General features: G+C 64.6%; 25 protein-coding genes. 13 read left to right on the top strand and 12 right to left on the bottom strand.

What is annotated here, in order from left to right; translation table 11 throughout:
• The first annotated feature begins 289 nt into the window (after positions 1-289).
• Entirely contained in the window at positions 290-1,069 is a 780-nt protein-coding gene (locus ACO07D_RS19580) for an SDR family oxidoreductase (RefSeq protein ID WP_421704604.1), read from the top strand.
• A gap of 186 nt (positions 1,070-1,255) precedes the next feature.
• On the opposite strand, the gene ACO07D_RS19575 is transcribed toward ACO07D_RS19580, so the two are convergent.
• Positions 1,256-1,858 carry an ImuA family protein gene (locus ACO07D_RS19575; RefSeq protein ID WP_421704603.1) on the bottom strand — a complete coding sequence of 201 codons (603 nt, stop codon included), beginning with the start codon at positions 1,856-1,858 and terminating at the stop codon, positions 1,256-1,258.
• 100 nt (positions 1,859-1,958) lie between these two features.
• Between ACO07D_RS19575 and ACO07D_RS19570 the strand changes: the two genes are divergently transcribed.
• The gene (locus tag ACO07D_RS19570; protein ID WP_421704602.1) at positions 1,959-3,002 is read left to right on the top strand and encodes an aldo/keto reductase; all 1,044 of its coding nucleotides are present in this window, start codon (positions 1,959-1,961) and stop codon (positions 3,000-3,002) included.
• A gap of 92 nt (positions 3,003-3,094) precedes the next feature.
• Here ACO07D_RS19570 and ACO07D_RS19565 read toward each other — a convergent pair whose 3' ends face one another.
• The gene (locus ACO07D_RS19565) at positions 3,095-4,141 is read right to left on the bottom strand and encodes a GlxA family transcriptional regulator (protein WP_421704601.1); all 1,047 of its coding nucleotides are present in this window, start codon (positions 4,139-4,141) and stop codon (positions 3,095-3,097) included.
• Between ACO07D_RS19565 and ACO07D_RS19560 the strand changes: the two genes are divergently transcribed.
• Positions 4,140-5,054, top strand: coding sequence for a 3-keto-5-aminohexanoate cleavage protein (locus ACO07D_RS19560; RefSeq protein WP_421704600.1), 915 nt, complete (start codon positions 4,140-4,142; stop codon positions 5,052-5,054). The genes ACO07D_RS19565 and ACO07D_RS19560 overlap by 2 nt on opposite strands.
• A 62-nt stretch (positions 5,055-5,116) precedes the next feature.
• On the opposite strand, the gene ACO07D_RS19555 is transcribed toward ACO07D_RS19560, so the two are convergent.
• Entirely contained in the window at positions 5,117-5,587 is a 471-nt protein-coding gene (locus ACO07D_RS19555) for a DUF1203 domain-containing protein (protein WP_421704599.1), read from the bottom strand.
• Positions 5,588-5,661: 74 nt separating this feature from the next.
• Between ACO07D_RS19555 and ACO07D_RS19550 the strand changes: the two genes are divergently transcribed.
• On the top strand, positions 5,662-7,110 hold the full coding sequence (locus ACO07D_RS19550) for a carnitine 3-dehydrogenase (RefSeq protein WP_421704598.1): 1,449 nt from the start codon (positions 5,662-5,664) through the stop codon (positions 7,108-7,110).
• Positions 7,107-7,880: an SDR family oxidoreductase gene (locus ACO07D_RS19545; protein ID WP_421704597.1), complete on the top strand. Its 774-nt coding sequence runs from the start codon at positions 7,107-7,109 to the stop codon at positions 7,878-7,880. Before ACO07D_RS19550 ends, ACO07D_RS19545 begins: the two co-directional genes overlap by 4 nt.
• A gap of 237 nt (positions 7,881-8,117) precedes the next feature.
• On the opposite strand, the gene ACO07D_RS19540 is transcribed toward ACO07D_RS19545, so the two are convergent.
• On the bottom strand, positions 8,118-8,969 hold the full coding sequence (locus ACO07D_RS19540) for a helix-turn-helix domain-containing protein (protein ID WP_421704596.1): 852 nt from the start codon (positions 8,967-8,969) through the stop codon (positions 8,118-8,120).
• 138 nt (positions 8,970-9,107) lie between these two features.
• Here ACO07D_RS19540 and ACO07D_RS19535 point away from each other — a divergent pair, with 138 nt between their 5' ends.
• Genes ACO07D_RS19535 through ACO07D_RS19525 form a run of 3 tightly spaced genes read left to right on the top strand, consistent with a single transcriptional unit; the run spans position 9,108 to position 11,081 of the window.
• Positions 9,108-9,275, top strand: a complete 168-nt coding sequence (locus tag ACO07D_RS19535) for a DUF2061 domain-containing protein (RefSeq protein WP_421704595.1) — start codon at positions 9,108-9,110, stop codon at positions 9,273-9,275.
• Positions 9,268-10,164 carry a fatty acid desaturase gene (locus ACO07D_RS19530; protein WP_421704594.1) on the top strand — a complete coding sequence of 299 codons (897 nt, stop codon included), beginning with the start codon at positions 9,268-9,270 and terminating at the stop codon, positions 10,162-10,164. Before ACO07D_RS19535 ends, ACO07D_RS19530 begins: the two co-directional genes overlap by 8 nt.
• A 17-nt stretch (positions 10,165-10,181) precedes the next feature.
• Positions 10,182-11,081 carry an EamA family transporter gene (locus ACO07D_RS19525; protein ID WP_421704593.1) on the top strand — a complete coding sequence of 300 codons (900 nt, stop codon included), beginning with the start codon at positions 10,182-10,184 and terminating at the stop codon, positions 11,079-11,081.
• A gap of 161 nt (positions 11,082-11,242) precedes the next feature.
• Here ACO07D_RS19525 and pepN read toward each other — a convergent pair whose 3' ends face one another.
• Complete coding sequence (gene pepN, locus ACO07D_RS19520; RefSeq protein ID WP_421704592.1) at positions 11,243-13,789, bottom strand: aminopeptidase N; 2,547 nt, start codon at positions 13,787-13,789, stop codon at positions 11,243-11,245.
• Positions 13,790-14,021: 232 nt separating this feature from the next.
• Here pepN and ACO07D_RS19515 point away from each other — a divergent pair, with 232 nt between their 5' ends.
• On the top strand, positions 14,022-16,118 hold the full coding sequence (locus ACO07D_RS19515; protein WP_421704591.1) for a malate synthase G: 2,097 nt from the start codon (positions 14,022-14,024) through the stop codon (positions 16,116-16,118).
• Between the two features lie 216 nt (positions 16,119-16,334).
• Here ACO07D_RS19515 and ACO07D_RS19510 read toward each other — a convergent pair whose 3' ends face one another.
• Both ACO07D_RS19510 and ACO07D_RS19505 read right to left on the bottom strand, forming a co-directional pair.
• The gene (locus ACO07D_RS19510; RefSeq protein ID WP_421704590.1) at positions 16,335-16,535 is read right to left on the bottom strand and encodes a DUF378 domain-containing protein; all 201 of its coding nucleotides are present in this window, start codon (positions 16,533-16,535) and stop codon (positions 16,335-16,337) included.
• Positions 16,536-16,548: 13 nt separating this feature from the next.
• Positions 16,549-17,034: a fasciclin domain-containing protein gene (locus ACO07D_RS19505; RefSeq protein ID WP_421705077.1), complete on the bottom strand. Its 486-nt coding sequence runs from the start codon at positions 17,032-17,034 to the stop codon at positions 16,549-16,551.
• 160 nt (positions 17,035-17,194) lie between these two features.
• Here ACO07D_RS19505 and ACO07D_RS19500 point away from each other — a divergent pair, with 160 nt between their 5' ends.
• Positions 17,195-17,770: a helix-turn-helix domain-containing protein gene (locus ACO07D_RS19500; protein WP_421704589.1), complete on the top strand. Its 576-nt coding sequence runs from the start codon at positions 17,195-17,197 to the stop codon at positions 17,768-17,770.
• A gap of 23 nt (positions 17,771-17,793) precedes the next feature.
• Positions 17,794-18,222, top strand: a complete 429-nt coding sequence (locus ACO07D_RS19495; protein ID WP_421704588.1) for a GlcG/HbpS family heme-binding protein — start codon at positions 17,794-17,796, stop codon at positions 18,220-18,222.
• Between the two features lie 54 nt (positions 18,223-18,276).
• Here the strand turns inward: ACO07D_RS19495 and ACO07D_RS19490 are convergent, their stop codons facing one another.
• Positions 18,277-18,921, bottom strand: a complete 645-nt coding sequence (locus ACO07D_RS19490) for a hypothetical protein (protein ID WP_421704587.1) — start codon at positions 18,919-18,921, stop codon at positions 18,277-18,279.
• Positions 18,922-19,069: 148 nt separating this feature from the next.
• Between ACO07D_RS19490 and ACO07D_RS19485 the strand changes: the two genes are divergently transcribed.
• Together ACO07D_RS19485 and ACO07D_RS19480 are read left to right on the top strand one after the other, a co-directional pair.
• The gene (locus ACO07D_RS19485) at positions 19,070-19,822 is read left to right on the top strand and encodes a gamma-glutamyl-gamma-aminobutyrate hydrolase family protein (protein ID WP_421704586.1); all 753 of its coding nucleotides are present in this window, start codon (positions 19,070-19,072) and stop codon (positions 19,820-19,822) included.
• Positions 19,823-20,112: 290 nt separating this feature from the next.
• Complete coding sequence (locus ACO07D_RS19480) at positions 20,113-20,829, top strand: D-lyxose/D-mannose family sugar isomerase (RefSeq protein WP_421704585.1); 717 nt, start codon at positions 20,113-20,115, stop codon at positions 20,827-20,829.
• Positions 20,830-20,886: 57 nt separating this feature from the next.
• On the opposite strand, the gene ACO07D_RS19475 is transcribed toward ACO07D_RS19480, so the two are convergent.
• The 4 genes from ACO07D_RS19475 to ACO07D_RS19460 form a co-directional block, all read right to left on the bottom strand.
• A complete protein-coding gene (locus ACO07D_RS19475; protein WP_421704584.1) occupies positions 20,887-21,387 on the bottom strand; it encodes a helix-turn-helix domain-containing protein in 501 nt (166 codons plus the stop codon).
• Between the two features lie 111 nt (positions 21,388-21,498).
• On the bottom strand, positions 21,499-22,203 hold the full coding sequence (locus tag ACO07D_RS19470) for a 5'-methylthioadenosine/adenosylhomocysteine nucleosidase (protein ID WP_421704583.1): 705 nt from the start codon (positions 22,201-22,203) through the stop codon (positions 21,499-21,501).
• A 225-nt stretch (positions 22,204-22,428) separates the two neighbouring features.
• Positions 22,429-25,038 (bottom strand): Hint domain-containing protein, encoded by a 2,610-nt coding sequence (locus ACO07D_RS19465; protein ID WP_421704582.1) that lies wholly within the window; start codon positions 25,036-25,038, stop codon positions 22,429-22,431.
• 218 nt (positions 25,039-25,256) lie between these two features.
• On the bottom strand, positions 25,257-26,402 hold the full coding sequence (locus ACO07D_RS19460; RefSeq protein WP_421704581.1) for a pyridoxal phosphate-dependent aminotransferase: 1,146 nt from the start codon (positions 26,400-26,402) through the stop codon (positions 25,257-25,259).
• Between the last annotated feature and the right edge of the window lie 49 nt (positions 26,403-26,451).

Genomic DNA, 26,451 nt, shown 5'->3' with positions numbered 1-26,451 from the left:
TCCGGCTGTACACCCGACCCCGCCCCCACGGAGACCCGGACTTCATCCCTTCAACCGGTGTTATGAAAATATCGGACCTGTCCCATTCTGGTCAATGAATGCTTACGGATAAGGTTACGATTTGACGGGAGTTTTTGGTTAACTGTTTCCCCTCCGGGCGGTAATGCGTCGCCGATCCGGTTTTGTTCACATGTTATGCGGTTGCGGGGCTTGCAGGCTGGTCCGGGCTGCGGTTGGGTTAATTGCCATTAACCGGGGATTCGCCCCGACAGTCATGAGGAGATGGGCCATGGATCTGGGGTTGAAGGGAAAACGGGCGCTGGTCTGTGCCTCGTCGAAAGGGCTGGGGCTGGGCTGCGCCCGGGCGCTGGCCGAAGCGGGCGCCGATCTGGTGATGAACGCACGCGGTTCGGACGCGCTGGAGGCCTCGGCGGCCGAGATCCGCAACGCCTTCGGCGTCGATGTGGTGACCGTGGCGGCCGATGTGACCTCTGAGGAAGGTCGTGCCAAGGTGCTGGAAGCGGCCCGGGGCGTCGACATCCTGGTCAATAACGCAGGCGGCCCGCCGCCGGGTCTGTGGACCGACTGGGAGCGGGACGATTTTATCGCCGCGCTGGACGCCAACATGCTGACGCCGATCGCCCTGATCAAGGCGCTGGTGCCCGACATGATGGAGCGTGGCTGGGGTCGGGTGGTGAACATCACCAGCCAGGCCGTGAAGGCGCCAATTCCCGTGCTGGGCCTGTCAAACTCGGCCCGCGCAGGGCTGACCGGCTATGTCGCGGGAACGTCGCGGCAGATCGCGGGTTCGGGGGTGACGATCAACAACCTCTTGCCGGGCATTCACGCCACCGACCGCGCCGTGTCGCTGGACACGGGCGTCAGCAAGGCGCAGGGCATTTCCATCGACGAGGCGCGCGCGGCGCGCGAGGCGACCATTCCCGCCGGGCGCTATGGCACCATCGAGGAATTCGGTGCCACCTGCGCCTTCCTCTGCTCGCAGCACGCGGGGTTCATCGTCGGGCAGAACATCCTGCTGGACGGCGGCGGAGTGAATTCGACGCTGTAGATACAGGCCGCCGGGCCTCCCCGGTCCGGCTCCCCCCCCTTGGCGGGCCCCTGTCCAGCCTGAAGCGCGTGGCACCCCACCCCGCCGGACCGGGGAGGGAACTCGCAGTCAAGAATGGCGAGGGTCAGTGCGGGAGCACGGCCCGACGCCGTCTGGCTGCCGCGACGCCGATGAGGCGGCGCAATCTTACTCCACCGTCTCCACTCGCCTTGGCGGGGCCAGGGCAAACCCGTCCCCCTTCATCCGCACCGACCAGTCGCGCGGTGGGTCTTGCCGGTGACGCAGCCGGGTCAGGCGCCAGGCTTCGCGCTCGGGGGCATGATCCGGGGTCATCTGCCAGCGGCTCTCGGCCCCTTGCGCCGCGCCTTCGGGGGTCAGGATCAGCCCTAGGGCTTGGCCTCCGCCGGTCTCGGCCGCCAGCTGCATGCGCCGCACCGGGGTCAGGCCGGGTGGGCCGGGCAGGTCGCCCACCACCAAGGGCACCACGCCCGCGCGCAGTACCTCTTCCAGCGTCCAGAGGATATCCTCAGCCCGGTTCGCCCGAACGAAGGTGACGCGCCCGGGATCCAGGAACCGCACCATGCCGGGCCCGTGTGGTTGCCCCGGCGCCCAGTCGGGCAGCACCCAGAACACCGGCCCTGTCATGCCGCCCGCCACCATCATCGCCAGGGTCTGGCGCGCAGGGCCGATCAGTTCGTGCACCCGACCGCGCGTCAGGCGCAGCCCGTCCAGGAAGGGCTGACCATGCGCCGCGTGATGCGGGCGTCGGGTGAGGGGGGGGTGATGCATGATCTCATCCTATAATGTTCGCCTAATGTTCTCAATCTGAAAATCACCTTGCCACGCCCGGTCCAATCGGCAATCTGTTGCAGAACAAGGAGATACGCGCATGAAAATGAACACGCTTGCCGACGGCGCCCTGGAGGTCAGCGCGCTGAGCCTGGGCTCGATGACCTGGGGCTCGACCAATACGCCCGCCGAGGGCCACGCCCAGATCGACATGGCGCTGGACTACGGCGTCACCTTCATCGACACCGCCGAGATGTACCCGGTGAACCCGATCAGCGCGGACACCGTGGGGCGTACGGAAAGCGTGATCGGCGACTGGTTGGAGCGCACCGGGCGGCGCGGTGACGTGGTGATTGCCACCAAGGTCTCGGGCGCCAATGGCGGTTTCGTGCGCGAGGGGCGGGGCTATGATGGGGCGACGATCCGGCAGACGGTGGATGCCTCCCTGAAACGTCTCAAGACCGATTTTATTGATATTTATCAGACACATTGGCCAAATCGCGGCAGCTACATGTTCCGCCAGAACTGGACCTATGACCCGTCGAAACAGAACCGCGAGGAAACGCAAGCGCATATGCGCGATGTGCTTGAGGCGATGGCGGATGTGGTCAAGGCCGGGAAGGTGCGCCATTTCGGCCTGTCCAATGAAAGCGCCTGGGGCACCTCGGAATGGCTGCGTCTGGCGCGGGAAATGGGGGCGCCGGAGGTGGTGTCGATCCAGAACGAATACAACCTCCTGTGCCGCATGGCCGACACCGACCTGGCGGAGCTTTGTGTCAACGAAGGTGTTGGTATCCTTGCCTTTTCTCCGCTCGCGGCCGGGCTTCTGACCGGCAAGTACCAGGGCGACGTGATCCCCGAGGGCTCGCGCCGGGTGGGGCAGCCGGAACTGGGCGGCCGGGTCAGCCCGCGTGCCTTTCCCGCCGTTGCGGCCTACCTGGAAATCGCGCAGCGCCACGGGCTTGATCCGATCCATATGGCGCTGGCCTTCTGCGTCTCGCGGCCCTTCATGGGGTCGACGATTTTCGGGGCCTCCTCGCTGCAACAGCTGGAGCGGATTCTGGCCGGGCAGGACCTGGTTTTGAGCGACGAGGTGATGGCGGAGATCACCCAGGCGCACCGCGCCCATGCGATGCCGTATTGAGCTGTGCTTTAAAGAGTTTAACGGAGAAATCGGGGTAGGTTTAACATCTTTAACGGCCTGAACCGGGCAAGTTTAAAGTTGTTAAAGCCCCTCTAGCGCCGCCTCAGCGCGCTCACCGACATGCCATGGGCCTGTTTAAAGGCCCGGGCGAAAGCGGCCTGCGAGCCGAACCCGGTGGCCAGCGCGATCTGCGCCACTGGCTGCGCGGTGTCCAACGCCAGGCGGCGTGCCTCGGCCAGACGCAGGTTCAGGAAGAAGGCGCCGGGGGTGGTGCCCAGAGCGGTGCGAAACCGCGTCTCCAGCGTGCGCGGGGACAGGCCGACCATGGCGGCGATGCGGGCGGCGGCGGGGGGCTCGTCCAGGTGCGATTCCATGATGCGGATCGCCTCCGCCACTTTCGGTGCGCGGGCGCGTAGACGGGCGGGAGAGGCGAGGCTCTGCGGGGCATCGCCTCCGTGCACCGGATCATAGATGAAGGCGGAGGCCACGCGCATCGCCAAGGCCTCGCCATGGCGCGCGCGCATCAGGTGCAACATCATGTCGAGCGCCGGTGAGGCCCCACCGGTCGTCACCACCCGTCCGTCGATCACGTACCGGTCGCGCAGGACTTCGACCTCGGTAAAACGCTGGGCGAAGCTTTCCAGATCCTCCCAATGGGTGGTCGCCTTGTGCCCGTCGAGCAGCCCCGCGCGGGCCAAGACCCAAGGTCCGCCATCCACCCCCGCAAGGGTCCGCACCCGGGCCGAGATCCGACGCAGGGTGGACAGAAGCGGCGCAGTGCTTTGTTCCTCAAGGAAAAAACCGGCGACGACGAAAAGCGCGTCCAGCTCCGGCGCGTCCGAAATGGCGATCCCCGGCACCGGAATGCCCGAGGTGAGGCTGACCGGCGCGCCGGTGGGCGTCATCAACTGCCAACGAAACAGCTCGCGATCCGCCCGCCGATTCGCCGCGCGCATCGGGTCCAGCACCGCCGCGAGCGACAGGGTGTTGCATTGGTCCAGAACCAGCACGCCGATGGTCAGCGGCGCGGGGTCTGGCATGAAGATATTTGCGCTTTTCATCAATTTGGCAGCGTAATTCGCAAAGCAGCCCCCGTCCAGCGCGGCTTTCATGGTGCTAAGCGAGAGGAGAGACGCCATGCCCCTGACCATGAACCGTGAGGTTTTCATCACCGCCGCCGTGACCGGATCGGGCGGGTCCCAGGACCGCAGCCCGCATGTGCCGCGCAGCCCGGAACAGATTGCCAATGCCGCGATTGATGCCGCCCGCGCCGGTGCGGCCATCGTGCACTGCCATGTACGCGAACCTGACACCGGCAAGCCGTCGCGCCGGCTGGAGCTGTATCGCGAGCTGACCGAACGGGTGCGCGAAAGCGAGGTGGACGTGGTCCTGAACCTGACCGCCGGCATGGGCGGCGACATCGTCTTCGGCTCGCCCGAGAGCCCCTTCCCGGTAAACCCGGATGCGACCGACATGATCGGCGCGGCCGAGCGGGTGCAGCACGTGGCCGAATGCCTGCCGGAAATCTGCACGCTGGACTGTGGCACGATGAACTTTGCCGAGGCCGATTACGTCATGACCAACACGCCCGGCATGTTGGAGGCGATGGGCCGCATGATGACCGCGCTGGGCGTGAAACCCGAGATCGAGGCCTTTGACACCGGCCACCTGTGGCACGCGAAAACCCTTGTGGATCAAGGTGTTCTGGACAGTCCTGCGTTGGTGCAGCTGTGCATGGGGGTGCCCTGGGGCGCGCCCAATGACCTGAACACCTTCATGGCGATGGTCAACAATGTGCCCTCGGACTGGACCTGGTCGGCCTTCTCGCTGGGGCGCGATCAGATGCCATATGCCGCCGCTGCGGTGCTGGCGGGGGGCAATGTGCGCGTCGGTTTGGAGGACAACCTGTGGCTGGAAAAAGGCGTGCTGGCGACCAATGCGCAGCTGGTTGAACGGGCTGCCAATGTGGTCACCAACATGGGCGCGCGGGTGATCGGCCCCGCCGAGGTGCGCGAGAAGCTGGGCCTGGTGAAACGCGATCCGAAGTTTTGATCAGCCTGCGGCCTGAGGAGTGCGGCACTGCCCCGCGTGCGCGGTCGGCGGGGCAGGCGGGCTCAGGCCGCTTTGATCCGGCACAGGAAGCAGTTGTTGCTGGCGCTGCGCAGGTCGACAAAGGCGATGTCGTCACGGGCCAGAAGCTGGGCGGCGTAGTCGGCCAAGGCGTCACGCGGGGTGACCGCCCCGGTGCCATAGACGATACGTTCCTCGGCCGAATAGCCGCGCAGGATATAGTGATCGGCGGCCAGGAAGGCGGGCGGTTCCGGCGACGGCACGGCCGCGGCGCAGATCGGATCGCAAAGGTAGATCGGCCCGGTTTCGGTAAAGGGGTTCTGCCCCTGAAACGGACGGTGGGCCAGGGTCAGGTAGGGCTGCCCGGCGGGCACGTTCTGCAGACAATGACGGCAGGGCATGCCGCCCTCTTCAGCGCTGGCGTGGCGTTCGACGGGGTTGGCGTAACTGTCACGCCCGGTGCGGTGGATCAATTCGACCTCTGCGCTGGGCAACGGGTGAAATTCAAGTCTCATAGGGGTCTCCTTTCCGTGAGGACCCTGCCGGAAAGCAGGGCGCGGAGACGACCCGAAACATGCGGGAAAGCAAGATGACGAAGACAGCAGCAATCATTGGCGGTGGGGTGATCGGCGGCGGCTGGGCCGCGCGGTTCCTTCTGATGGGGTGGGACGTGCGGGTGTTCGACCCGGACCCGGAGGCCGAACGCAAGATCGGCGAGGTGCTGGACAATGCGCGCCGCTCCTTGCCCGGCCTGTCGGATGTGTCGATGCCCGAGGAAGGTACGCTGAGCTTCCATGACGACCTGGCCGAGGCCGTGGCGGGTGCGACCTGGGTGCAGGAAAGCGTGCCGGAGCGGCTGGAGCTGAAACAGAAAGTCTACGGCGCGCTGATGGAGGCCGTGGGCGAGGAGGCCATCGTTGGTTCCTCCACCTCCGGCTTCAAGCCGTCGGAGTTGCAGGACGGGCTGAGCCGCCCCGGCCAGGTGCTGGTCGCGCATCCGTTCAACCCGGTCTACTTGCTCCCCGTCGTGGAGGTGGTGCCGACGGCTGAGAACTCGGCCGAGGTGCGGGCGCGCGCGGCGGAAATCTTGACCGAGATCGGCATGAAACCCGTTGAGATCAAAAAGGAAATTGACGCCCATGTGGCCGACCGCCTGCTGGAGGCGGTCTGGCGCGAGGCGTTGTGGCTGGTCTCGGACGGGATCGCCACGACGGAAGAAATCGACGATATCATGCGGTTTGGTTTCGGGCTGCGCTGGGCGCAGATGGGCCTGTTTGAAACCTACCGCGTGGCCGGCGGCGAGGCGGGGATGAAACACTTCATGGCGCAGTTCGGCCCGGCGCTGAAATGGCCCTGGACCAAGCTGATGGATGTGCCGGAGTTCACCGACGAGCTGGTTGATCTGATTGCCGACCAGTCCGATGCGCAATCGGGCATGCACACGATCCGCGAGCTGGAGCGCATTCGCGACGACAACCTGGTCGGCATGATGCGTGCGCTGAAGGATCGCGACTGGGGGGCGGGCAAGCTGCTGAATGAGCAGGACAAGCGCCTGGGCCAGCCTGCGGTGGTAATCGAGAAGCCGATCACCACGCTTGCCACCGCCATCCCGGTGGATTGGCTGGATTATAACGGGCACATGACCGAAAGCCGCTACCTGGACGCCTTTGCGCGTTCGACCGACCGGTTCATGGAGATCATCGGCTGTGACGCGGATTACATCGCCACGGGCGGGTCGTATTTCACCGCCGAGACCCATATTCGCCATATCGACGAGGCCCATCTGGGCCAGCGGATCCGGGTGGAAACCACCTGCCTCATGGGCGCGGGCAAGAAGATGCACCTGTTCCACCAGATGTTCGAAGGCGACCGGCTGCTGGCGACAGGCGAACATTTTCTGCTGCATGTCAGCCTGGAAACCCGCCGCCCCGCGCCACCCGCTGAACATATCGAGGCGCGCCTGGTCGAGATCGCCCAGGCCCACGCGAACCTGCCGCGTCCCGAGGGGGTCGGCCGTGCCATCGCGGTGAAACCATGAGGGGGCTGGACAATGCCCGCGTGCTGATCACCGCGGGCGCCTCCGGCATCGGGCGCGCCATGGGCGAGGCCTTCGCCGCTGCCGGGGCCCGGGTCTGGGTGACCGACATTGACCGCGAGGCGCTGGCGGACCTGCCCAAGGGGTGGGTCGGCCGCCGGGTGGATGTGGCGGACGAGGCCGCCATGGCGGAATTGTTCAAGGAACTCAAGGTGAAATGGGGCGGTCTTGATGTGCTCTGCGCCAATGCGGGCGTGGCCGGGCCGACCGCTCTGGTCGAGGATATTGCGCTGGAAGACTGGCGGTCCTGTGTGTCCGTGAACCTTGAAGGGGCGTTCCTGGCGGCCAAGTTCGCGGCGCCGATGATGAAGGAGCGTGGGGCCGGGGCGATCGTGCTGACCTCGTCCACGGCGGGGCAATATGGCTACCCGAACCGCGCGCCTTATGCGGCGGCGAAATGGGCGGTGATCGGGTTGATGAAGACGCTGGCGATGGAGCTGGGGCCGCATGGCATTCGCGCCAATGCGATCTGTCCCGGCGCGGTGGAAGGCCCGCGCATGGAAGGCGTGTTGGCGCGTGAGGCGGCGGCCAAGGGCATGACCCGCGATGAGGTTTACGCGGGCTATGCCTCGGGCACCTCGATGGGGTCGTTTGTCGAGGCCGCGGATATTGCCGACATGGCGGTCTTCCTCGGCTCGGAGGCGGCGCGGCTGGTGTCTGGCCAGGTGATCGCGGTGGACGGGCATACGGTGAACCCGGATCCGAAGGTGTGATGCCAAGCAGCCACGCGGCGCCCGACTCTGGGTGGGCGCTTTGCTCCGGGATTTGGATGTAAGCTGGTCGCAGCATCCGATCGGGCAGTTGGGGTGAAGCGTTGCAAGAGCGCCCTCCCGTGGGGAGGGCCCCCTCCCGGCAGAACTCGTACCGAGTTCGCCTGCCGGGTCAATGCAGGCGCCGCGTGGCTGCGCCCCGCGATTTGACATCTTCGCTGACGCTCGATGGGCGTCGCTCTACAAGCTCAGTGAATCCAGAAACCCCGGCAGGGCGCGGGCGGGCACCTGGGCCTCGCGCACCAGTTGGTCGAAGTGGCGGGTAAAGGCCTGCACCCGGTCCGAGTCGCGAAAGGCCACGTAATTGGCGCCCAGGTAGAGCACGGCGAGCAGCGGACCAAAGACCGTGATCGGCGAAGAAAACAGCCGCCGCGCGTCGAACAGGTAGATGCGGAGGGTTGGGTAGAGCTGGTCGTGCAGGGCGCGCAGATGGGCGATCTGTTCGGTACGAATGTGGTCGGGTAGCCCGGCGTAATATCCAGTGCCGCCTGCGAAACTGATCAGCTCATCCAGGGGCAGGGCGATCTCGTAATCCGAGTTGGACTGGCGCATGAAGGTCAGACGGTCCTCGGACGCGCCAATGGCCTGGTCCGTGGTGCGCCCTAGATGCGGGGCGTATTCCCACTCTAGCATGGCGCGGGTCTTTAGCATGTCAGGCAGCGCGGCGGGCACGTGGCGGATCTTGTAGCCCGCAGCCTCCAGATGCCAGTCATAGATCTGTTCATCGACCAGCGCGCGGGGGGCGCGGGTGAGGGAAAGCGAGGCCGCGAGCAGATCGGCCGCCGGTTCGGGCCGGTCCGACAGGCCCAGCAGCCAGTCGGCGGAAACCCCCAGGTGGGCCGCGCATTCCGCCACCAGCTGCGCATTGGGCAGGCGCGCGCCCTGATCCTTCAACAGCTGCGACACGGTTGACCGATCCACCCCGGCGGCGCGGGCCAGGGCGCTCTGATTGGTCTGTTTTTCTTCGATCGCCTGCAAAAGGCGGCCGCGAAACAACAAGGCGCGGTCTCGTTTGTCGATTTTTTCACTCATGTGCTGGATTAAATCACATCTGAGGGAAAATGTTAACTACTGACAGAATGCCCCCACAGCTCCCGCCCTGATAGCACAGAGGAGGAAGGTAACGGAGGCATTATGGAAACGACGCGAAGATCGTGGGTAAAGGCAGTTTTGTGGAATGTTCTCGGGCTGTTGACCATGTCCGGTGTCGGGCTGGTCATGACCGGGTCCGCAGCCGTGGGCGGCGCGATGGCGGCGATCAATACGGCAATCGGCTTTACCATGTACATCCTCTATGAACGGGTCTGGGCGCGGATCGGCTGGGGGCGTCATGGTTGAGCGCAGGCTGGGCACCGAATGGCCAACGCTCGCGGTTCTGGCCGGGGCCTACGGGCTTTGGGCCGTGGCGACGGTGTGGGTCGCGCCGCTGTGGCTGGCGATCGGGCTGGCGGGGGTGGCGGCGGCGCTGCACAGTTCGCTGACCCATGAGGTGTTGCACGGTCATCCGACCCGCAACCCTTGGATCAACGGCGCGCTGGTGTTTCCGGCCTTGAGCCTGGCGATCCCCTATATGCGCTTTCGCGACACGCACCTGGCGCATCATGATGACGAGCGGCTGACCGACCCCTATGACGATCCCGAGACGAATTTCCTGGACCCGGCGGTCTGGGCGAACCTGTCGCTGCCCTGCCGGGTGTTGATGCGGGTGAACAACACCCTGGCCGGGCGCATGGTGCTGGGGCCGATCATCGGCCAGGTGCTGTTCATGCGCTGTGATTTCCGGGCGATTATCCGAGGGGATCGGCGCGTGTTGGCCGGTTGGCTGTTGCATGTGCCCGCCGTGGCCGTCGTGGTCTGGTGGGCCAATGCGGTGGGGCAGATGCCCTGGTGGGCCTATCTGCTGCAAGCCTGGCTGGCGCTGGGGCTCTTGAAAATCCGCACCTTCCTGGAACACCGCGCCCACGAAGACGCGCCCTGCCGCACCGTGGTGATCGAAAGCCGTGGGCCGCTCGCATTTCTGTTTCTGAACAACAACTTCCACATTGTGCACCATTCCCATCCGGGGGTGCAGTGGTGGCAGATGCCGCGCCTGTATTTCGCCGATCGCGACGGGTATCTGCGGAAGAATGACGGTTATGTCTATCGCTCCTACGCTGAGGTGTTTCGCCGTTACTTCCTGCGGGCGAAGGATCCGGTGCCGCATCCGCTCTGGTCTGATCGCGGCTGACGTGCCATCAAGGCGCCATGCAGGCCTGGATTCCGATCACGATTGCTGCGGCATTTTCGCAGAACCTCCGTTTCATGTTGCAAAAGCGGCTGAAGGAGACGCGGCTGTCCACGGCGGGCGCGACCTTCGCGCGGTTTGCCTTTTCCGCGCCCTTGGTGGCGCTGGGCATGGTGGTCTACATGGGCGCCACGGGGCAGGGGATGCCCGCGCTCACGGCGCGGTTCTTTCTGTTCGCCTGTGTTGGCGGGGTGGCGCAGATCCTGGCGACCATGTGCGTGGTGGCGCTGTTTGCCGAACGCAACTTCGCCGTGGGCATTACCTTCAAGAAGACCGAGGTGATCCTGACCGCGCTGACTGGTCTGGTAGTGCTGGGCGAGGGGCTGAGCCGCGCGGGCGTGGTGGCGATTGCCATCGGCTTTGTCGGGCTTCTGGTGCTGAGCGACCCGCCCGAGGGCGGTGTGGGCTGGCGGCGGTTTTTCAACCGGGCGGCGGCTTTGGGGTTGGGCTCGGGGCTGTTGTTCGGGATCTCGGCCACCGGATATCGGGGCGCCACGCTGACCTTGGGGGTCGAGGATGTGGTGGCGCGGGCCGGGCTGACACTTGCTTTTGTCACGGCTTTTCAATCGCTTGTCATGGCCGCCTGGATGCGTGCGAAGGAGCCCGGGGAGGTCACCCGGGTCTTTGCCGCCTGGCGCGTGGGCGCGCTGGTGGGGCTCAGCTCGATGGTTGGCAGTTTCTGCTGGTTCACCGCCTTTGCGCTACAAAATGCGGCGATGGTGAAGGCGTTGGGGCAGGTGGAGCTGGTGTTCAGCTTCATGGCCACAATCTTTGTCTTCAAGGAGACCGTGACCCGCCGCGAATGGGCGGGCACGGCGTTGTTGGTGCTGTCGATCCTGGTGCTTGTCTTGTGGTTGTGAAGTGAGCAGCCGCGACGCGCCTGACCCTGGGTGGGCGCTTTCGCTACAGGTGTTCAGAGCAAGCGGGTTGCCACAAGCGCAACGCCGCCGTGAGACGAAACATCAGAAATGCGCCCTCCCGTGGGGAGGGGAGGGCGCGTCGCGGCTGCGCCGCTCCAGGCTTAACCCAGCATGCGCCCCACCATCTCCGCCGTGTCGGACGAGATCCCATCGGTGCCCTGAATACGCTCCAGCTCGCCCCGGATCATCGCGCGGCGGTCGGCGTCGTAGCGGCGCCAGGTCTCGAACCCGGTGGTCATGCGCGCGGCGATCTGCGGGTTCACGGGGTCGAGCTTGATCAGCCAGTCGGCAAAGAGCGTATAGCCCGCGCCGGACACCGCGTGGAAGCCCGCCGGGTTCATCATCAGTGCCCCGAATAGGGCGCGGAAGCGGTTCGGGTTTTGCCAGTTGAAATCCTTGTGGGCGCTCAGTTTTTGCGCCGTCTCCACCGCCGTCTGCGGGCTGGCATGGGCCACCTGCATGGCGAACCACTTGTCGATCACCAGGGCGTCGCCGTCAAACTCGGCGTGGAATTTCGCCAGCGCATCCTCGCCCACTTCGGCGTCCAGAAGGCAGCCCAAGGCACCCAGTTTCAGCGTCATGTTGTCGGCGCGGTCATAGAGCGCCTGGGCGGCCGCACCGCTGTCCAGGCGGGTGGTGAGAGACAGAAGCCCCAGACCCAGGGCGCGTTTGCCGGCCTGATCCGCGTTGGGGGCGAAGGGTTCGGTCACCTCCATCTCGGCGGACAGACGCGGCAGCAGGTCTTGCAGGTGTTCGGCGACCTCCTGCGCCAGGGTTTCGGACGCGCGCCAGATCGCCAGCGGGTCCGGGGTGATACCTGCGTCAAACAGCGTCTGGGCGATGTCGTCCTGGCCGGGCTGGCGCAGAGCCAGCGCGCGGAAGGCCGGGTCCAGGCTGTCATCGCGCAGCATGGTGGCGAGCGCCTGAAGATAGGCCGCGTCAGGCGTCTTGCCATGGGTGACCATGCCGATCAGCACGTCCTTGGCCAGCGCCCGGCCTGCCTCCCATTTGTTGAACGGATCGGTGTCATGGGCCAAGAGGAAAGCCCGTTCGCGGGCGGAGCTCTTGCGTTGCAGGATCACCGGAGCGGAGAAGCCGCGCAGGAGCGAGGGCACGGGCTTGGCCGCGAGCCCTTCGAAGGTAAAGCTCTGCTCGGCTTCTGTCATTTCCAGAACCGTGGTTGGCACGACCTCGTCGCCATTGGGATTGAGCAGCCCCGTGGCGATCGGAATGACGCGCGGGTCTTTGGTGTCCTGTCCGGGCGTGGGCGGGGTTTCCTGTTTGAAATGAAGCGTGTAGGTGCCGTCCTTGAAGTCGTCCGTGACGCTCAGACGCGGGGTGCCCGCCTGGGCATACCAGCGTTTGAACTGGGTCAGGTCGCGGCCGGTGGCATCCTCGAACACACGCACCCAATCCTGGATCGTCGCGGCCTCGCCATCATGGCGGTCGAAGTAGAGGTCGAGCGCGCGGTCGTAGTCGTCCTGCCCCACCAGCGTGTGCAGCATGCGGATCACCTCGGCGCCCTTTTCGTAGATCGTCGCGGTGTAGAAGTTGTTGATCTCGACGAAACTGTCGGGCTGGACCGGGTGGGCCAATGGTCCGTTGTCCTCGCGGAACTGGCGGCCGCGCAGCGACAGGACATCGTTGATCCGGCAGACGGCTTTTGACCGCATGTCACCGGAGAATTGCTGGTCGCGGAAGACGGTCAGGCCCTCCTTCAGTGACAGTTGGAACCAGTCGCGACAGGTGATGCGGTTGCCGGTCCAGTTGTGGAAATACTCATGCGCGATGATCGCCTCGATCCGTTCGAAATTCGCGTCCGTCGAGGTCTCGGGCGAGGCGAGCACGGCGGAGGTGTTGAAGATGTTCAGCCCCTTGTTCTCCATCGCGCCCATGTTGAAATCGGACACGGCGACGATCTGGAAAATGTCGAGGTCGTATTCACGTTTGTAGGTGTCCTCGTCCCACTTCATGGACGCTTTCAGCGCCTCCATGCCGAAGGCGGTCTTGCCTTCGTCCGGGCCGGGGCGGGTCCAGAGTTTGAGGTCGACGTGCTTGCCGGACATGGTGGTAAAGCTGTCCTCGCGCGCCACCAGATCACCGGCGACCAGGGCGAAGAGGTAGGCGGGTTTGGGCCAGGGGTCGGTCCACTCGGCCCAGCCGTCCCCCGCGCCGGTGGGGTTGCCGTTGGACAGCATCACCTTCTCGTCGCCTTCGATGCGCACGGTAAAGGGTGCCATCACGTCGGGGCGGTCGGGGTAGAAGGTGATCTTGCGGAAGCCCTCGGCCTCGCATTGGGTGCAGTACATGCCGTTCGAGGTATAGAGCCCTTCGAGCGCGGTGTTGGTGGCGGGGGAGATCTCGACCTCCGCCTCCCAGGTGAATGGGCCGTCGGGCACGGCGCAGGTGAGGCCGCCCTTGACCATCTCGGGCGTGACCGGGGCGCCGTCGATACTGGCCGAGATCAGGGTCAGTTCTTCGCCATGCAGGAAGAAATCACGCGATTTCGCGGCCTTGTTGGGCACGAAGCGGATGCGGGATGTGACGCGGGTGGCTTGCGGAGAGAGCGCGAAGGTCAGATGCACCTGTTCCACCAGCCAGTTGGGCGGGGTGTAATCGGCAAGAAAGATGCGGGTCTGCTCGGTCATGGGGCGCTCCTGAAAGGGTTTGGGGGGACGTTATAGCCCTCATTCGGGGGCTGCAAGGCGGGGAGGGCGCGGATCAAGATCATGTCAGATTGCGTGGCGGGGCAGGGTCGCATTCTCTTCCTCGGTTTGAAAAATCTTCAGTGAAACCGGTAAGTTTTTCTGACCGCCGCTTGTTGCCGATAGGAAACATACTCTCTACAAAAGAAACCGGATTGAAATCAGGGAGGTCGCGATGGTCGATCGGGTTGAGCGCAGCGGGTTGCAGGTGGCCGGGGAACTGGCGGAGTTCATCGAGGGGCGCGCGCTGCCGGGCACCGGGGTGGAGGCGGGCGCCTTCTGGGCGGGCTTTGCCGCGATCGTGTCCAACCTCGGCCCGAAGAACCGCGCTCTGCTGGAGCGGCGCGAGGAGATCCAACAGACCCTGGACAGCTGGCATATCGACCGGCGCGGGCAGGCGTTTGACGCCGCCGAATACCGCGCCTTCTTGGAAGAGATCGGATATCTGGTGCCTGAGGGGCCCGATTTCACCGTGGACACCGCCAATGTCGACCCCGAGATTGCCTCCATCCCAGGCCCGCAGCTGGTCGTGCCGATCATGAACGCGCGCTATGCGCTGAACGCGGCCAACGCGCGGTGGGGCAGCCTTTACGATGCGCTCTATGGCACCGATGCTTTGGGTGATCTGCCTGGGGGTGGGGGCTATGACCCGGTGCGTGGGGCCCGCGTTGTGGCGCGGGCGAAGGAGATGCTGGACGCTGCTGTGCCGCTCGCATCAGGCAGCTGGGCGGATGTCAGCGACGTGGCGGGTGTCTCTCTGGCCGATCCGAGTCAATTCAAGGGCAAGCGCGAGGGCGAAGTCCTGTTTGCAAAGAATGGTTTGCATATCCGCGTGGTGATCGACCCGTCGACCCCGGTGGGCGCGACGGACCCGGCGGGGATTAGCGATGTAATCCTGGAATCGGCCCTGTCCGCGATTATGGATTGCGAGGACTCGGTGGCCGCGGTGGATGCGGAGGACAAGGTGCTGGCCTATTCCAACTGGCTGGGGCTGATGGACGGCAGCCTGACCGAGGAGGTCACCAAGGGCGGCAAGAGCTTTACCCGCGCGCTGAACGATGACCTGACGTTTGACGGGCCGGACGGACCCGTGACGCTGAAAGGCCGCGCGCTGATGTTGGTGCGCAATGTGGGCCATCTGATGACCAACCCGGCCATTCTGGACGGCGACGGCCGCGAGGTAGGCGAGGGGCTGATGGACGCGATGGTGACCACGCTCTGCGCCATGCATGACCTGAAACGCGACAGCGGTAACTCGGTCGAAGGCTCGGTCTATGTGGTGAAACCCAAGATGCATGGGCCGGAGGAAGTGGCGTTCGCCGATGAGATCTTTACCCGGGTCGAAGCCGTGCTGGGTCTGCCCGCCAACACGGTCAAGCTGGGCATCATGGATGAGGAACGGCGCACCTCGGCGAACCTCAAGGAATGCATTCGCGCGGCCCAGTCGCGGGTGGCCTTCATCAACACCGGCTTCCTGGACCGCACCGGGGATGAGATCCATACCTCGATGGAGGCAGGCCCGATGATCCGCAAGGGCGAGATGAAGAACTCGGCCTGGATTGCGGCCTATGAGGATCGCAACGTGGATATTGGTCTGGCTTGCGGGCTGAAGGGTCGCGCACAGATCGGCAAGGGGATGTGGGCCGCACCCGACCGGATGGCCGAGATGCTGGAGCAGAAACTGGGCCACCCCCAATCGGGCGCGACCTGTGCCTGGGTGCCGTCGCCCACGGCGGCGACGCTGCATGCGACCCATTACCATCAGGTCGACGTGCTGGCGCGTCAGGATGAACTGGCCGCCGGTGGCGCGCGAGGCACGCTGGACGATCTGCTGACCATTCCGGTGGCCCATGGCGTGAACTGGTCCGAGGACGAGATCACCCAGGAGATCGAGAACAATGCGCAGGGCATCCTGGGCTATGTGGTGCGCTGGGTTGATCAGGGTGTCGGCTGTTCGAAAGTGCCGGACATCCACGATGTCGGGCTGATGGAGGACCGCGCCACACTGCGGATCAGCGCGCAGGCCCTGTCGAACTGGATCCACCACGGGGTGGTGGACCGCGACCGGGTCATGGCCGCGCTGCGCAAGATGGCGGTCAAGGTGGATGAACAGAACGCGGGCGATCCCGCCTACCGGCCAATGGCGCCGGATTATGACGGGGTGGCCTTCCAGGCGGCCTGTGATCTGGTGTTCCTGGGGCGGGTCCAGCCCTCGGGCTACACGGAACCGGTGCTGCACATGCGCCGTCAGGAGCTGAAGGCGGCGGGTTGAAACGGAAAATGGCTGCTCCGTCCGGGTGGGGTGCAGCCAAGCTTCCGGGGTAATGGTGGAGAGTGGAAGGAGGCAGGCAAGCCCACCCCCTTCCGGCCTGGCCCATCCCGGGGCGATCCGTGGCCTTCGCTGCGACCGCGTTTCACCCCCGGCCTACCAGACCCCCGGAAACGTCCCGGGGCCACGTGGTTGGGGAGGCCCCGAAACGGTTCGGGTTCAGGCGTTCTGGGTCTTGAGCATTCCGCCCAGCCCCATCAGCTGGTGCACCGCCGAGAGACCGACGACGACGTAGACCAGGCGCGACAGCACCGACATATCGCCGAAGATCGCGGCCACGAGGTCGAAGTTGAGGGCACCGACAAGGCCCCAGTTCAGGCCGCCCACGGCGAGAAGGACGAGAGTAATGACGTTCAGCATGACAGGCCTCCGATCACTTGCCGTCCGGGATCATCACGCGGTCGATCACGTGGATGATGCCGTTCGAGGTTTCGATATTGGCGGTGATGATGAAGGCCTCGTCCAGGTTGACGGTGCCGTCGTCGTTCAGGGTGACATCGACCATGTCGCCGTTGACCGTGTCGACCATGTCCTTGCGCGCGACCTGCTTGGCCATCAGCTTGCCGGGGCTCACGTGGTAGGTGAGGATCGCGATCAACTGGTCCTTGTTCTCGGGTTTCAGCAGGGTCTCGACCGTGCCGTGGGGCAGGGCCGCAAAGGCCGCGTCCGTGGGGGCGTAGACGGTAAAGGGCCCATCGCCTTTCAGCGTATCGACCAGACCCGCGGCGCCCAGGGCGGCGGCCAGGGTGGTGAAGTTGCCTGCGGCGACGGCGGTGCCGACGATGTCGGCATCCGCAGCGGCAGCGGGGGCGGCGAGGGCCAGAGACAGGCTCAGAGCGGTGAGGGTACGTTTCATGATTTCATTCCTTTCCGGGTTTGGGTCTGCCCGTTGGGGCATGACTTTCATGAGGTGAAAAAATCTTTCCCACCAGTAACGGTTTCGTGTGATGCACAATTCTTGCATCTAGTGAAAAAGAGGCGCAGTGTTGTTGCACCACGGGAAAACCAATGAGGCTGCCATGCTGTCGGAGACATTGATCGAAGGGTTGGAGAGCTACCGAATCGGGTCGAAGATCCGCGCGCTCAGGGCGTCGAAGAGCATGGGGTTGGCGCAGCTGGGCGATCACACCGGCCTGTCGGCGGGCATGTTGTCCAAGCTGGAACGCGGGCAGGTGGTGCCGACCCTGCCGACGCTCATGCGGGTGGCCATGGTGTTCGGGGTCGGGCTGGATCACTTCTTTCAACCCGGAGAGACCGCGCCGCTGGTGGAACTGGTGCGTGCGCAGGAGCGGCTGACCCTGCCCAATGTGCGCGAGGGCGACGTGACCTATCACTTTGCCAGCCTGGATTACACGGTGCAGGGGCGCCAGACCGAGGCCTTTCTGGCCGAGTTTCCGAAAGGCGCGCCTGAGTCCGAGCCGCATGAACACGAAGGCGTCGAGATGATCCATGTGATCAGCGGCTGGCTGGAGCTGACCATTCACAGCCGCACCCACCGGTTGGAGGTGGGCGACACCCTGACCTTCGACGCGGGTTTCCCGCATTCCTATCGCGGGGAGGGCCAGGCTCTGGTCACCCTGCGTCCAGAAATCTGAACGTGACCTCACAGGAGAGACAGGTGAGCACGATTTCCCTGCGCCGCGCGCGCACGATCATTCGCAAGACCATGGAGAAGGGCGCCGAGATGGGGCTGAAGCCCCTGTCGGTCGTGGTGGTGGACACGGGTGGCCATGTGATTGCCTTCGAACGGGGGGACGGGGCGCCTCCGGGCCGGTTCGATATCGCACGCGGCAAGGCCTATGGCTGCGTCATGCTGGGCATCGGCGGCACCGCGCAACGCGATCGGGCCGAGGCGCAGGCCTACTTCATCGGTGCGGTCGGCGGCGCCTATGACGGCAAGCTGGTGCCGGTGCCGGGCGGCATCCTGGTGCGCGACGCCAAGGGCCGGACCCTGGGCGCCATCGGCGTGACCGGCGACACCTCGGAAAACGATCTGGAGGCCGGGACCTATGGGATCGAGGCCGTGAACCTGGTGGCCGAAGGCTGACAGCGCGAAGGGCCGGGCAAGGACCCGGCCCTTTTGTTTCTCTGACACACAGGCTCAGTTCGGGATGTGAACGGCGGTGATGCTGACGTCATTGAACACGCCGCCGATGGTCGACATCATGCTGGCGCCGGGCGGGGTGAAGTTGATGGTCAGTGCCGAGAAACTGGTGTGTTCCAGCGACCCGGCCATGGCGTTTCCGTCCAGGATCGGGGCCAGGTCCGACAGCTCGCCCGCGTGCAGGTTGGTGTTACCGATGACGATATGCTCCACCGTGCCGAAGGGCCGCCCGGAGATATAGCGCGGGTTCAGAAAGAATGAGAACCCGTCGAACGGCGCGCTCCCGGCGCCATAGCTGTGATCGTCGTAAACGGTGAACGTGTTGTCCGGTGTCAGCAGGCCCAGATCGCTTTGTGCCCCAAAGACCTCGAGCGCCCCGCCGGTGGCCTCGTAATGCATCTGGGTCATGCGTTGGGGCTGGCTGTTTGCCTGATGGGTCGGAAAGGCGATCTCGAGCGTAAAGCTGATCTTGCCCTTGGTGTCGAACCCGTTGGCCTGCGCGGCCGCATGGTATTGCGGCAGGATCTCGTATTCCCCTGCGAACTCATAGATCACCCCTTCGGCCGCACGGGCGGACATGGGGGCGAGGGCTGCGCCAAGGGATAGGGCGGCGGCCAGGGCGGCCGTCAGGAAATGTCTCATGAAATGTCTCCAAATTGCAAAATGCAACGGGAGCTTTGCGCGCTGCCCCCCATGCTGCCAAGTCAGGTCAACCTGACCCCGCGTCGCGATTTGACCTTACTGCCGGTTTCGGGTTGGATGCAGCCGATACGCGCAAATCGAGGTTCTCATGTCCCGCCCCATCGTCGGCATCATCGGCAATTCCTACCTTCTGAACGACCAATACCCGACCCATGCGGGGGGCACGATGAATTCGGCCGCCGTGTCCGAAGTGTCGGGCTGCATGCCGATGATCGTGCCCTCGGACCCGCGCTATGTCTCGGTCGAGGAACTGCTGGAGGTCTGTGACGGGTTCCTTCTGACCGGCGGGCGGCCGAATGTGCACCCGGAAGAATATGGCGAGCCGCCCACCGTGGCCCATGGTGATTTCGACCGTTGCCGCGATGCGATCACCCTGCCGCTGGTGCGGGCCTGTGTCGAACGCGGCCAGCCCTTCTTCGGCATCTGTCGCGGCTTTCAGGAGGTGAACGTGGCGATGGGTGGCACGCTTTATCCCGAGATCCGCGAACTGCCCGGCCGGATGAACCACCGCATGCCGCCCGATGGCACGCTGGAAGAGAAATTCGCGATCCGCCACCGGGTGCATTTCACCGAAGGCGGGCGGTTCCACGACGTACTGGGCGCGACCGACGTGATGACCAACACGCTGCACGGGCAGGGGATCAAGACCCCCGGCGCCCGCGTGGTGGTCGAAGGCCAGGCCGATGACGGCACGCCCGAGGCGGTCTTCATCAAGGACGCGCCGGGCTTTACCCTGTCTGTGCAATGGCACCCGGAGTGGCAGGCGGCGACCGACCCGGTCTCGCGGCCGCTGTTCGAGGCCTTCGGGGAGGCCGTGCGGGGTTGGGCGGCGGGGAAGTAGGGCAACCGCCGAATAAGCTGTGCAAGCTGCGGGGCGGCGCCCGACCCTGGGTGGGCGCTGAGAAACGGTGATGTGGGGCGGTCGGTTTGCCCCAGCCGAGACTGCAGTTTTGCTTGAAACGTCGGATAAGCGCCCTCCCGTGGGGAGGGTCGGGCGCCGCCCCGCTGCGCGGTGCGAAAGGGTTCTACTCTCAGGCTCACCATTGAACCCCTTGCCGAAACGGGTTTCCGGCGTCATTACACTCCCATAAGCTCCGATAGCGCTAACGCATACCTTGGCAGGAGGCCCGCATGAAACGCTCGCGCATCAACCAGATCATGGCCGAGGCGGATGAGATGATCCGCCACTACGGCTTTACCCTGCCGCCCTTTGCCTATTGGACGCCCGAACAGTTCAAGGCGCGCAAGGACGTGGCTCGCGCGGTGATCGACGGGCGCATGGGCTGGGACATTACCGATTATGGCCAGGGGGATTTCGACAGGTTGGGCCTGTTCCTCTTTACCCTGCGCAACGGGCGACTCGCTGACCTGCAACGGGGCGGCGGCATGTGCTACGCGGAGAAGCTGCTCATTTCGCGCCAGGACCAGATCAGCCCGATGCACACCCATGTCATCAAGGCCGAGGACATCATCAACCGCGGCGGGGCCACGATGGCAATCGAGCTCTACGGCTCGGACGCGGACGGCAATTTCGACGAATCGGCGGGCGGCACGGTCTTCTGCGACGGCATCCGCCGCGCGTTCGCCCCCGGCGAGGTGCTGCGCTTTGCCCCGGGCGAAAGCGTGACCCTGATGCCCGGCGACTGGCACGCCTTCTGGGGCGAGGGGGGCGACGTGCTGATCGGCGAGGTGTCGACCGTCAATGACGACGAGACCGACAATATCTTCCGCGACCCCATCGGGCGGTTTTCCAAGGTGGAAGAGGATGAGGCGCCGACCCACCTGCTGGTGTCGGATTATCGGGCGTGGTTGGGTTGGGGGGCTTCAGTAGCCACCGTAGAGCTCTAGATACTTGTCCAGAGTGGGTGCAAATGGGCTTACTTGCGGGCACGCCCGTGAACAGCCTCAAACATTCAGCATGTTGGTCGTTATGATCAACTCACCATTCTGAATGCCTGTCTTTGCGTAGCGTTCGGCCACCGCTACGAATAGATGAAAGTTCGCTTCAATTGCTTTCACGTATTCTGCATCCGTTGAAAAGTCTGTTCGGTGGTAGTCGTCAACAGCGTGCAATCTGATAACGCAAGTAAAACCCTCACCTGCAAATTGCATGGGAACTGTCGCCTTGTCGTTAAACTGATCAATTTTGATACTTTTAATGTACGTGATTTTTCTTGTGTAATAGCGAACCCCCACGCCACGCGAACCTTCCTCGGGCACGAGTTCAACGCCAGCAGCAAAGAGACAGTCTGCGATTGACCGCAGATTGTTTTTGATTGGCGCACGGTTGCTGGCCTCAAAATCAACGACTGTTGCCCGCGATACTCCGGCGTGATGGGAGAGCTCCTCTTGAGACCAGTTGAGCAAACTACGGGCCGCTCTGCATTGAGCTGGTGTGATCAACATTCTTTGGACTCCAGTTACTGTTTCTCAAGCACAATGAGTGACATTTGACATTATGTCAAATGTTGATCGTGAAGTCTCACCATAGAGTGGGCTTAAGCGAGTTTCCTGTTCTCACCCCACCAACGGCACCAGCCGCTCCATCAGCTGAAACGAGTTCTGGCACACCCGGGTGAGGTTGGCCGAGAAGTCCTCGGGCGCCTCGTCGCCTGCGGTGTCCGACAGGCCCCGCACCACGACGAAAGGCACATCGTTCAGCTTGCAGGTATAACCCACTGCGGCGCCCTCCATTTCGGTGGCGAGTGCGGAAAACTCCCGTTGCAGCCAGCGCAGGGTCTTTGGGTCCGAGATGAAGCGGTCGCCCGATACGATGGTGCCGGCCATCAGCGCGGGGGCGTTATCCTGCCCGTCGAAGGCCGCGTCATAGGCCTGGGTGCAGGCGGCGACGAGGCCTGGGTCTGCCTCGATCATGCGGTCGCGGCCGGGCAGGGCGCCTGGGCGGTGGCCGAAGGCGGTGATGTCGAGGTCGTATTGGATCACGTGGCTGCCCACCACCAGGTCACCGGGGCGCATGTTGGGCAGAAGCCCGCCCGCGACGCCCGAGAACACCAGACGGCTGGGCTGGTAGAGGTCGATCAGCATCTGCGTGCAGATGGTGGCGTTGACCTTGCCGATGCCGCATTGCGCCAGCACCACGGGCACGCCGTCGAAAGTGCCGCGGGACACGGTGATGCCCGCGTGGGTCGCGGTCTCCACCCCGTCCATGCGCGCGCGCAGCAGGGTGACTTCTTCTTCCATCGCGCCGATGAGTGCGAGCATATGCGTGTCTCCGTTTCCCCTTGGGCTTAGCCCGGCCCCGCCTGTGGTGCAAGCCACAGGCGCCCGCCCGCCGCAGGCGCGGATTATCGAAGATAATCCAACCCGGTATGCGGGGAGGGCCAAGCTCCGTGGGGGCGCCACGCCCGCCGCAGGCGAGAATTTTCTTTGAAAATTCAATCCGGTTTGCGGCGGAGCGTTGTTTGCAGAGGCGCCCGCGCCCGGGGCTTACGCCACTTTCAGCAGCTTCGCCTCGAACCCTTTCAGCACCGGGCGCGCGGTGTTGCCATAGGTCGCCGGGTCGGCGCGCAGCTCGGGGAAGAGGGTGAAAAGCTCGTGGCGCGCCATGTCGCCCACCGCGCCCAGGCCCTGGTGGCCGGGGTGGAAGCTTTCGGTCGCCGCGCCATTGGCGAAGATCACCTCGTGGCTGTCGAAGAGCAGGTGGTAATAGGTCACGAACTCGCGGTCTTCCTGGGTCACGGTGGTGCCGTTCACCAGGTGTTTGGCGGGCACCATGACCTCGGAACTGTCGAACATCAGCACCGCGTCGGAGCCTTGATAGACCATGCGGTGCTGCGGGCTGACCACCAGGTCGCGGTCATTGCCAAACAGCCCCTTGCCAATGCGCACGGGCGCCAGGTCACCCACGCCGGGGACCGAGCTCTTGTCGATCCAGCGCACGGGCTGTGGGCCGTTGTCGCGGGTCAGCACCAGATCACCGGGGCGCAGGCTTTCGATCGGTCGCTCGCCATGGGGGGTCAGAATGCCGGTGCCGCGGGTAAAGCAGATGATGACATTCTCGATGTTGGTAAAGGTGATGACCGTGCCATCGGACAGGGTGGCGGTGCCGTTTTCCGGGTTGCCGCTGTCAAAGACCACGTCGTCCCAGTCATCGACCAGCCCGTTCAGGTTCAGCGTATCCACGTCCGAATTGTCCGCATCCTCGCCGCCGTCGATGAAGATCGTGCCGCCGGACCCGTCCAGCCCGTCAATCGGGTCCAGGATCAGCGTGTCCGACCCGGTGCCGCCCGACACGGTGTCGCCCGCGCCCAGGTGGATCGTATCCGCGCCCGCGCCGCCGTCCAGGATGTCCTGGCCGGAGCCGCCGATCAGGATGTCATCGCCATCCTCGCCGTAGATCGTGTCATCACCCGCGCCGCCGTCCAGCGTGTCATTGCCAGGATCATGGGGCAGGGCGATCGTGTCGAAATGCACGTCCGACACCCAAAGCGCCTGGCCCGAGGAGCCGCCGTTGGAATACTCGATCTCGATCGAGGCCACCGGGCCGGGGATCGAGATATGCGCGTTGCCGTCCAGATCCGTGGCGCTTTCCGAACCGGCCCCGGCGCTGATCGTATTGCCCGACAGGGTGTCGGTGCCGTTGACGGTGATATTGACCGCGATCTCGTTGCCATCGGCATCATAGGCGCGGATCGTGATGATGTCCTGCCAGCCCGAGGTGTCGATGTCGTTGATGGAGAACTCGACATTTTCGACCGAGCCGGAGGTGCCCGCGTTGTTGGAATAGAAATCCAGCGTGGTGGTCGAGGTCGGACCGGCGCCGGTCCCGGTCAGGGACAGCGACGAGGTGGAGTTGAACGGATCGCCCGGCCCGACATAGATCGAGCTGGTGCTTTCGACCGAAATGCCGGTGGAGTTGCCGTCATTGGTAAAGCTGACATTGACGCCGACATTGCCGGTGACCTGGGTGATCCCGCCCGAGATGTCTTCTTCATCCGCGCCGGCCGCGTCCCAGTTCAGGCTCTCCGAGGTCGCGGTGGCCGGGCTGGCCCCCGCGTGGTCGCCGTAGATCGTATCGTCGCCCTCGCCACCGTCCACGGTGTCGTCGCCCGCACCGGCGGTCACGGTGTCATCGCCGCCGCCCGCGTTGATCACGTCGTCGTTCGACCCATCCGCCGCGTCGCCATTGTCGACCCAATCGCCGTCCGGGTCGCCGCCGTATTCGGTGTCGATCACATCGTCGCCGGCAGTGCCTTCGACCACGAAATTGTCGCCCGCATCGTCGCGCCAGTCATAATCACCGCCGGTAAAGACGTCGCCGTCGATGTCCGACAGGGTGCCCGGGTCCACATCGGTGTCATTGACGTCCGGGCCGACCACATCGTCGACCGCGTCCATGATCCCGTCGCCATCCGTGTCGCCGGAGCCGTCAATGGTCGCCTGATCGACGCCGTGCCCGGCCTCGTCCACGTCCAGCACGCCGTCATTGTCGCTGTCGGTGTCGATGTAATCGGCGATGCCGTCGCCATCGGTGTCCACCGGCGTCAGCCCCGCGCCATAGGCGTCGTCGATCCCGTCCGCATTGGCGTCCACGCCCGAGGGCGCGATATAGCCGCCCGAGCTCTGCGCCTCGACATTGTCGGTAATGCCGTCGTTGTCGCTGTCCAGGTCCAAGTGGTCGGCGATGCCGTCGCCATCCGTGTCGCGGGTGGTGGTGGTGGTCTCGACGGTAAAGGTCTCGGTCACCGACGAGCCGAAATTCGGGTTGGCGCCGCTGTTCACCACCTCTGTGCCGTCGATCTCGATCGTGTAGCTGGCGGTGTTGCCACCGGCCAGACCGTCGCCGTAATCGTCCAGCATGGTAAAGGTGAAATCACCCTCGGCGGGTACGGCCACGTCCCAGCTTTCCACGCCCGAGCTGGTGACCGTGCCCGATGCGATCAGGTTGTTGTCCGGGTCGCGCAGTTCCCACCGGGTGTTGTCAACGCCGACATATTGGTCGCCGTCGACGGTAATGGTGATCGTTGTCGGAGTATTTGTGACCAGGCCCTCATCAACGTCGAGGATGCCGTCGCCATCGCTGTCCAGAATGGGCATGGTTACACCCCCTTCGCCAGCGCGATGGCGGCATTCTGGATACGATCAAACATGGCGAAACCTCCGACCCGGTACATTCGCCCCCGGTTGTCGGGGGCAAATGGGTCGGAAAGGTGGCAATTAGCGCGAATTTTCGTGGTTTTTGAGATAAGGTTAATTCAAGCCCTGCGCGAGAGACCGTCGCGCAGAGCGTTGATTAATATGAGAATCTGCTGGGTTCAGGCGCGCCTGTCGGCCATGAACCGGGCAAGACGTTCCAGCCCTTCGACAATGTCCTCGGTGGCGCGCGCATAGGAGAAGCGCAGGGTCTGGTGGCCGCGCACGGGGTCGAAATCCAGCCCCGGGGTGACCGCCACGCCTGCCTTTTCCAGGATTTCGGCGGCAAAGGCGCGGCTGTCATCGGTGTGCTCGGAGACATCCGCGTAGATGTAGAAGGCCCCATCCGGCGGGGCGAACTTGTCGAAGCCAGCCTTGGGCAACCCGTCGATCATCAGCTGGCGGTTCTTGGCATAGACGTCGAGGTTGGCACGCAGTTCATCGTGGCAATCCATTGCGGCCAGCGCGGCGACCTGGCTGGCGTGGGGCGAGCAGATGAACATGTTCTGGGCCAGGCGTTCGACCACGCGCACGTGGTTCTCGGGAACAACCATCCAGCCGACCCGCCAGCCTGTCATGCTGAAATACTTGGAAAAACTGTTGATTACATAGACCTCGTCCGAGACCTCCAGCGCCGAGACCGCGCGGCCCTCGTATTGCAGCCCGTGATAGATCTCGTCGGAAATGAAGCTCGCGCCCATGTCGTGGCTGGCGCTGATCAGCGCCTCAAGGTGGGCGTGATCCAGCATCGTGCCGGAGGGATTGGCGGGGGAGGCGGTGATCAGCCCGGCCAGCCCGGTGGGCAGATCGGTAGGCACCGGTTGCAGGCGGTTGTCCGCCGAGGTGGGAATGCCCACCGGTTCCAGGTCCAACGCGCGCAGGATCTGGCGGTAGGAGGGATAGCCCGGTTCGCCCAGCCCAACCTTGTCGCCTGCGTCAAACAGCGCGGTAAAGGCCAGGATGAAGGCGCCGGAACTGCCCGGCGTCACCACCACGCGGGCGGGGTCAAGATCGACACTATACCAGTCTTTATAAAGGCTTGCGATGCGTTCACGAAGTTCCGGGGTGCCCAGGGCGACGGTATATCCCAGCGCGTCGCCTTCCATCGCATCCGCCAGAGCGCGGCGGGCGCCCGCCGGGGCGGGCGTGCCGGGCTGGCCGACTTCCATATGGATGATATGGCGCCCGGCGGCCTCGGCGGCGCGGGCGGCCTCCATCACATCCATCACAATGAAGGGATCAACCTGAGATCGGCTTGAGTTTCGCATGGTTACCTCATTAGAGTTCGGCCAACGGGTTGCACCCAAGGGAGGTGAA

The sequence above is a fragment of the Aliiroseovarius sp. genome (assembly GCF_965228805.1).
Classification (GTDB): Bacteria; Pseudomonadota; Alphaproteobacteria; order Rhodobacterales; family Rhodobacteraceae; genus JASBTN01.
This window is presented reverse-complemented; position numbering and strand designations above follow the sequence as displayed.

Excerpts from the sequence above, each read along its gene's own strand:
- ACO07D_RS19565 (WP_421704601.1), bottom strand. The coding sequence starts at position 4,141 with ATGGCGTCTCTCCTCTCGCTTAGCACCATGAAAGCCGCGCTGGACGGG.
- ACO07D_RS19560 (WP_421704600.1), top strand. The coding sequence starts at position 4,140 with ATGCCCCTGACCATGAACCGTGAGGTTTTCATCACCGCCGCCGTGACC.
- ACO07D_RS19525 (WP_421704593.1), top strand. The coding sequence starts at position 10,182 with ATGCAGGCCTGGATTCCGATCACGATTGCTGCGGCATTTTCGCAGAAC.
- ACO07D_RS19530 (WP_421704594.1), top strand. The coding sequence starts at position 9,268 with ATGGTTGAGCGCAGGCTGGGCACCGAATGGCCAACGCTCGCGGTTCTG.
- ACO07D_RS19475 (WP_421704584.1), bottom strand. The coding sequence starts at position 21,387 with ATGTTGATCACACCAGCTCAATGCAGAGCGGCCCGTAGTTTGCTCAAC.
- ACO07D_RS19465 (WP_421704582.1), bottom strand. The coding sequence starts at position 25,038 with ATGCCCATTCTGGACAGCGATGGCGACGGCATCCTCGACGTTGATGAG.
- ACO07D_RS19485 (WP_421704586.1), top strand. The coding sequence starts at position 19,070 with ATGTCCCGCCCCATCGTCGGCATCATCGGCAATTCCTACCTTCTGAAC.
- ACO07D_RS19545 (WP_421704597.1), top strand. The coding sequence starts at position 7,107 with ATGAGGGGGCTGGACAATGCCCGCGTGCTGATCACCGCGGGCGCCTCC.
- pepN (WP_421704592.1), bottom strand. The coding sequence starts at position 13,789 with ATGACCGAGCAGACCCGCATCTTTCTTGCCGATTACACCCCGCCCAAC.
- ACO07D_RS19570 (WP_421704602.1), top strand. The coding sequence starts at position 1,959 with ATGAAAATGAACACGCTTGCCGACGGCGCCCTGGAGGTCAGCGCGCTG.
- ACO07D_RS19470 (WP_421704583.1), bottom strand. The coding sequence starts at position 22,203 with ATGCTCGCACTCATCGGCGCGATGGAAGAAGAAGTCACCCTGCTGCGC.
- ACO07D_RS19490 (WP_421704587.1), bottom strand. The coding sequence starts at position 18,921 with ATGAGACATTTCCTGACGGCCGCCCTGGCCGCCGCCCTATCCCTTGGC.
- ACO07D_RS19580 (WP_421704604.1), top strand. The coding sequence starts at position 290 with ATGGATCTGGGGTTGAAGGGAAAACGGGCGCTGGTCTGTGCCTCGTCG.
- ACO07D_RS19555 (WP_421704599.1), bottom strand. The coding sequence starts at position 5,587 with ATGAGACTTGAATTTCACCCGTTGCCCAGCGCAGAGGTCGAATTGATC.
- ACO07D_RS19480 (WP_421704585.1), top strand. The coding sequence starts at position 20,113 with ATGAAACGCTCGCGCATCAACCAGATCATGGCCGAGGCGGATGAGATG.
- ACO07D_RS19540 (WP_421704596.1), bottom strand. The coding sequence starts at position 8,969 with ATGAGTGAAAAAATCGACAAACGAGACCGCGCCTTGTTGTTTCGCGGC.
- ACO07D_RS19550 (WP_421704598.1), top strand. The coding sequence starts at position 5,662 with ATGACGAAGACAGCAGCAATCATTGGCGGTGGGGTGATCGGCGGCGGC.
- ACO07D_RS19575 (WP_421704603.1), bottom strand. The coding sequence starts at position 1,858 with ATGCATCACCCCCCCCTCACCCGACGCCCGCATCACGCGGCGCATGGT.
- ACO07D_RS19460 (WP_421704581.1), bottom strand. The coding sequence starts at position 26,402 with ATGCGAAACTCAAGCCGATCTCAGGTTGATCCCTTCATTGTGATGGAT.
- ACO07D_RS19500 (WP_421704589.1), top strand. The coding sequence starts at position 17,195 with ATGCTGTCGGAGACATTGATCGAAGGGTTGGAGAGCTACCGAATCGGG.
- ACO07D_RS19515 (WP_421704591.1), top strand. The coding sequence starts at position 14,022 with ATGGTCGATCGGGTTGAGCGCAGCGGGTTGCAGGTGGCCGGGGAACTG.
- ACO07D_RS19510 (WP_421704590.1), bottom strand. The coding sequence starts at position 16,535 with ATGCTGAACGTCATTACTCTCGTCCTTCTCGCCGTGGGCGGCCTGAAC.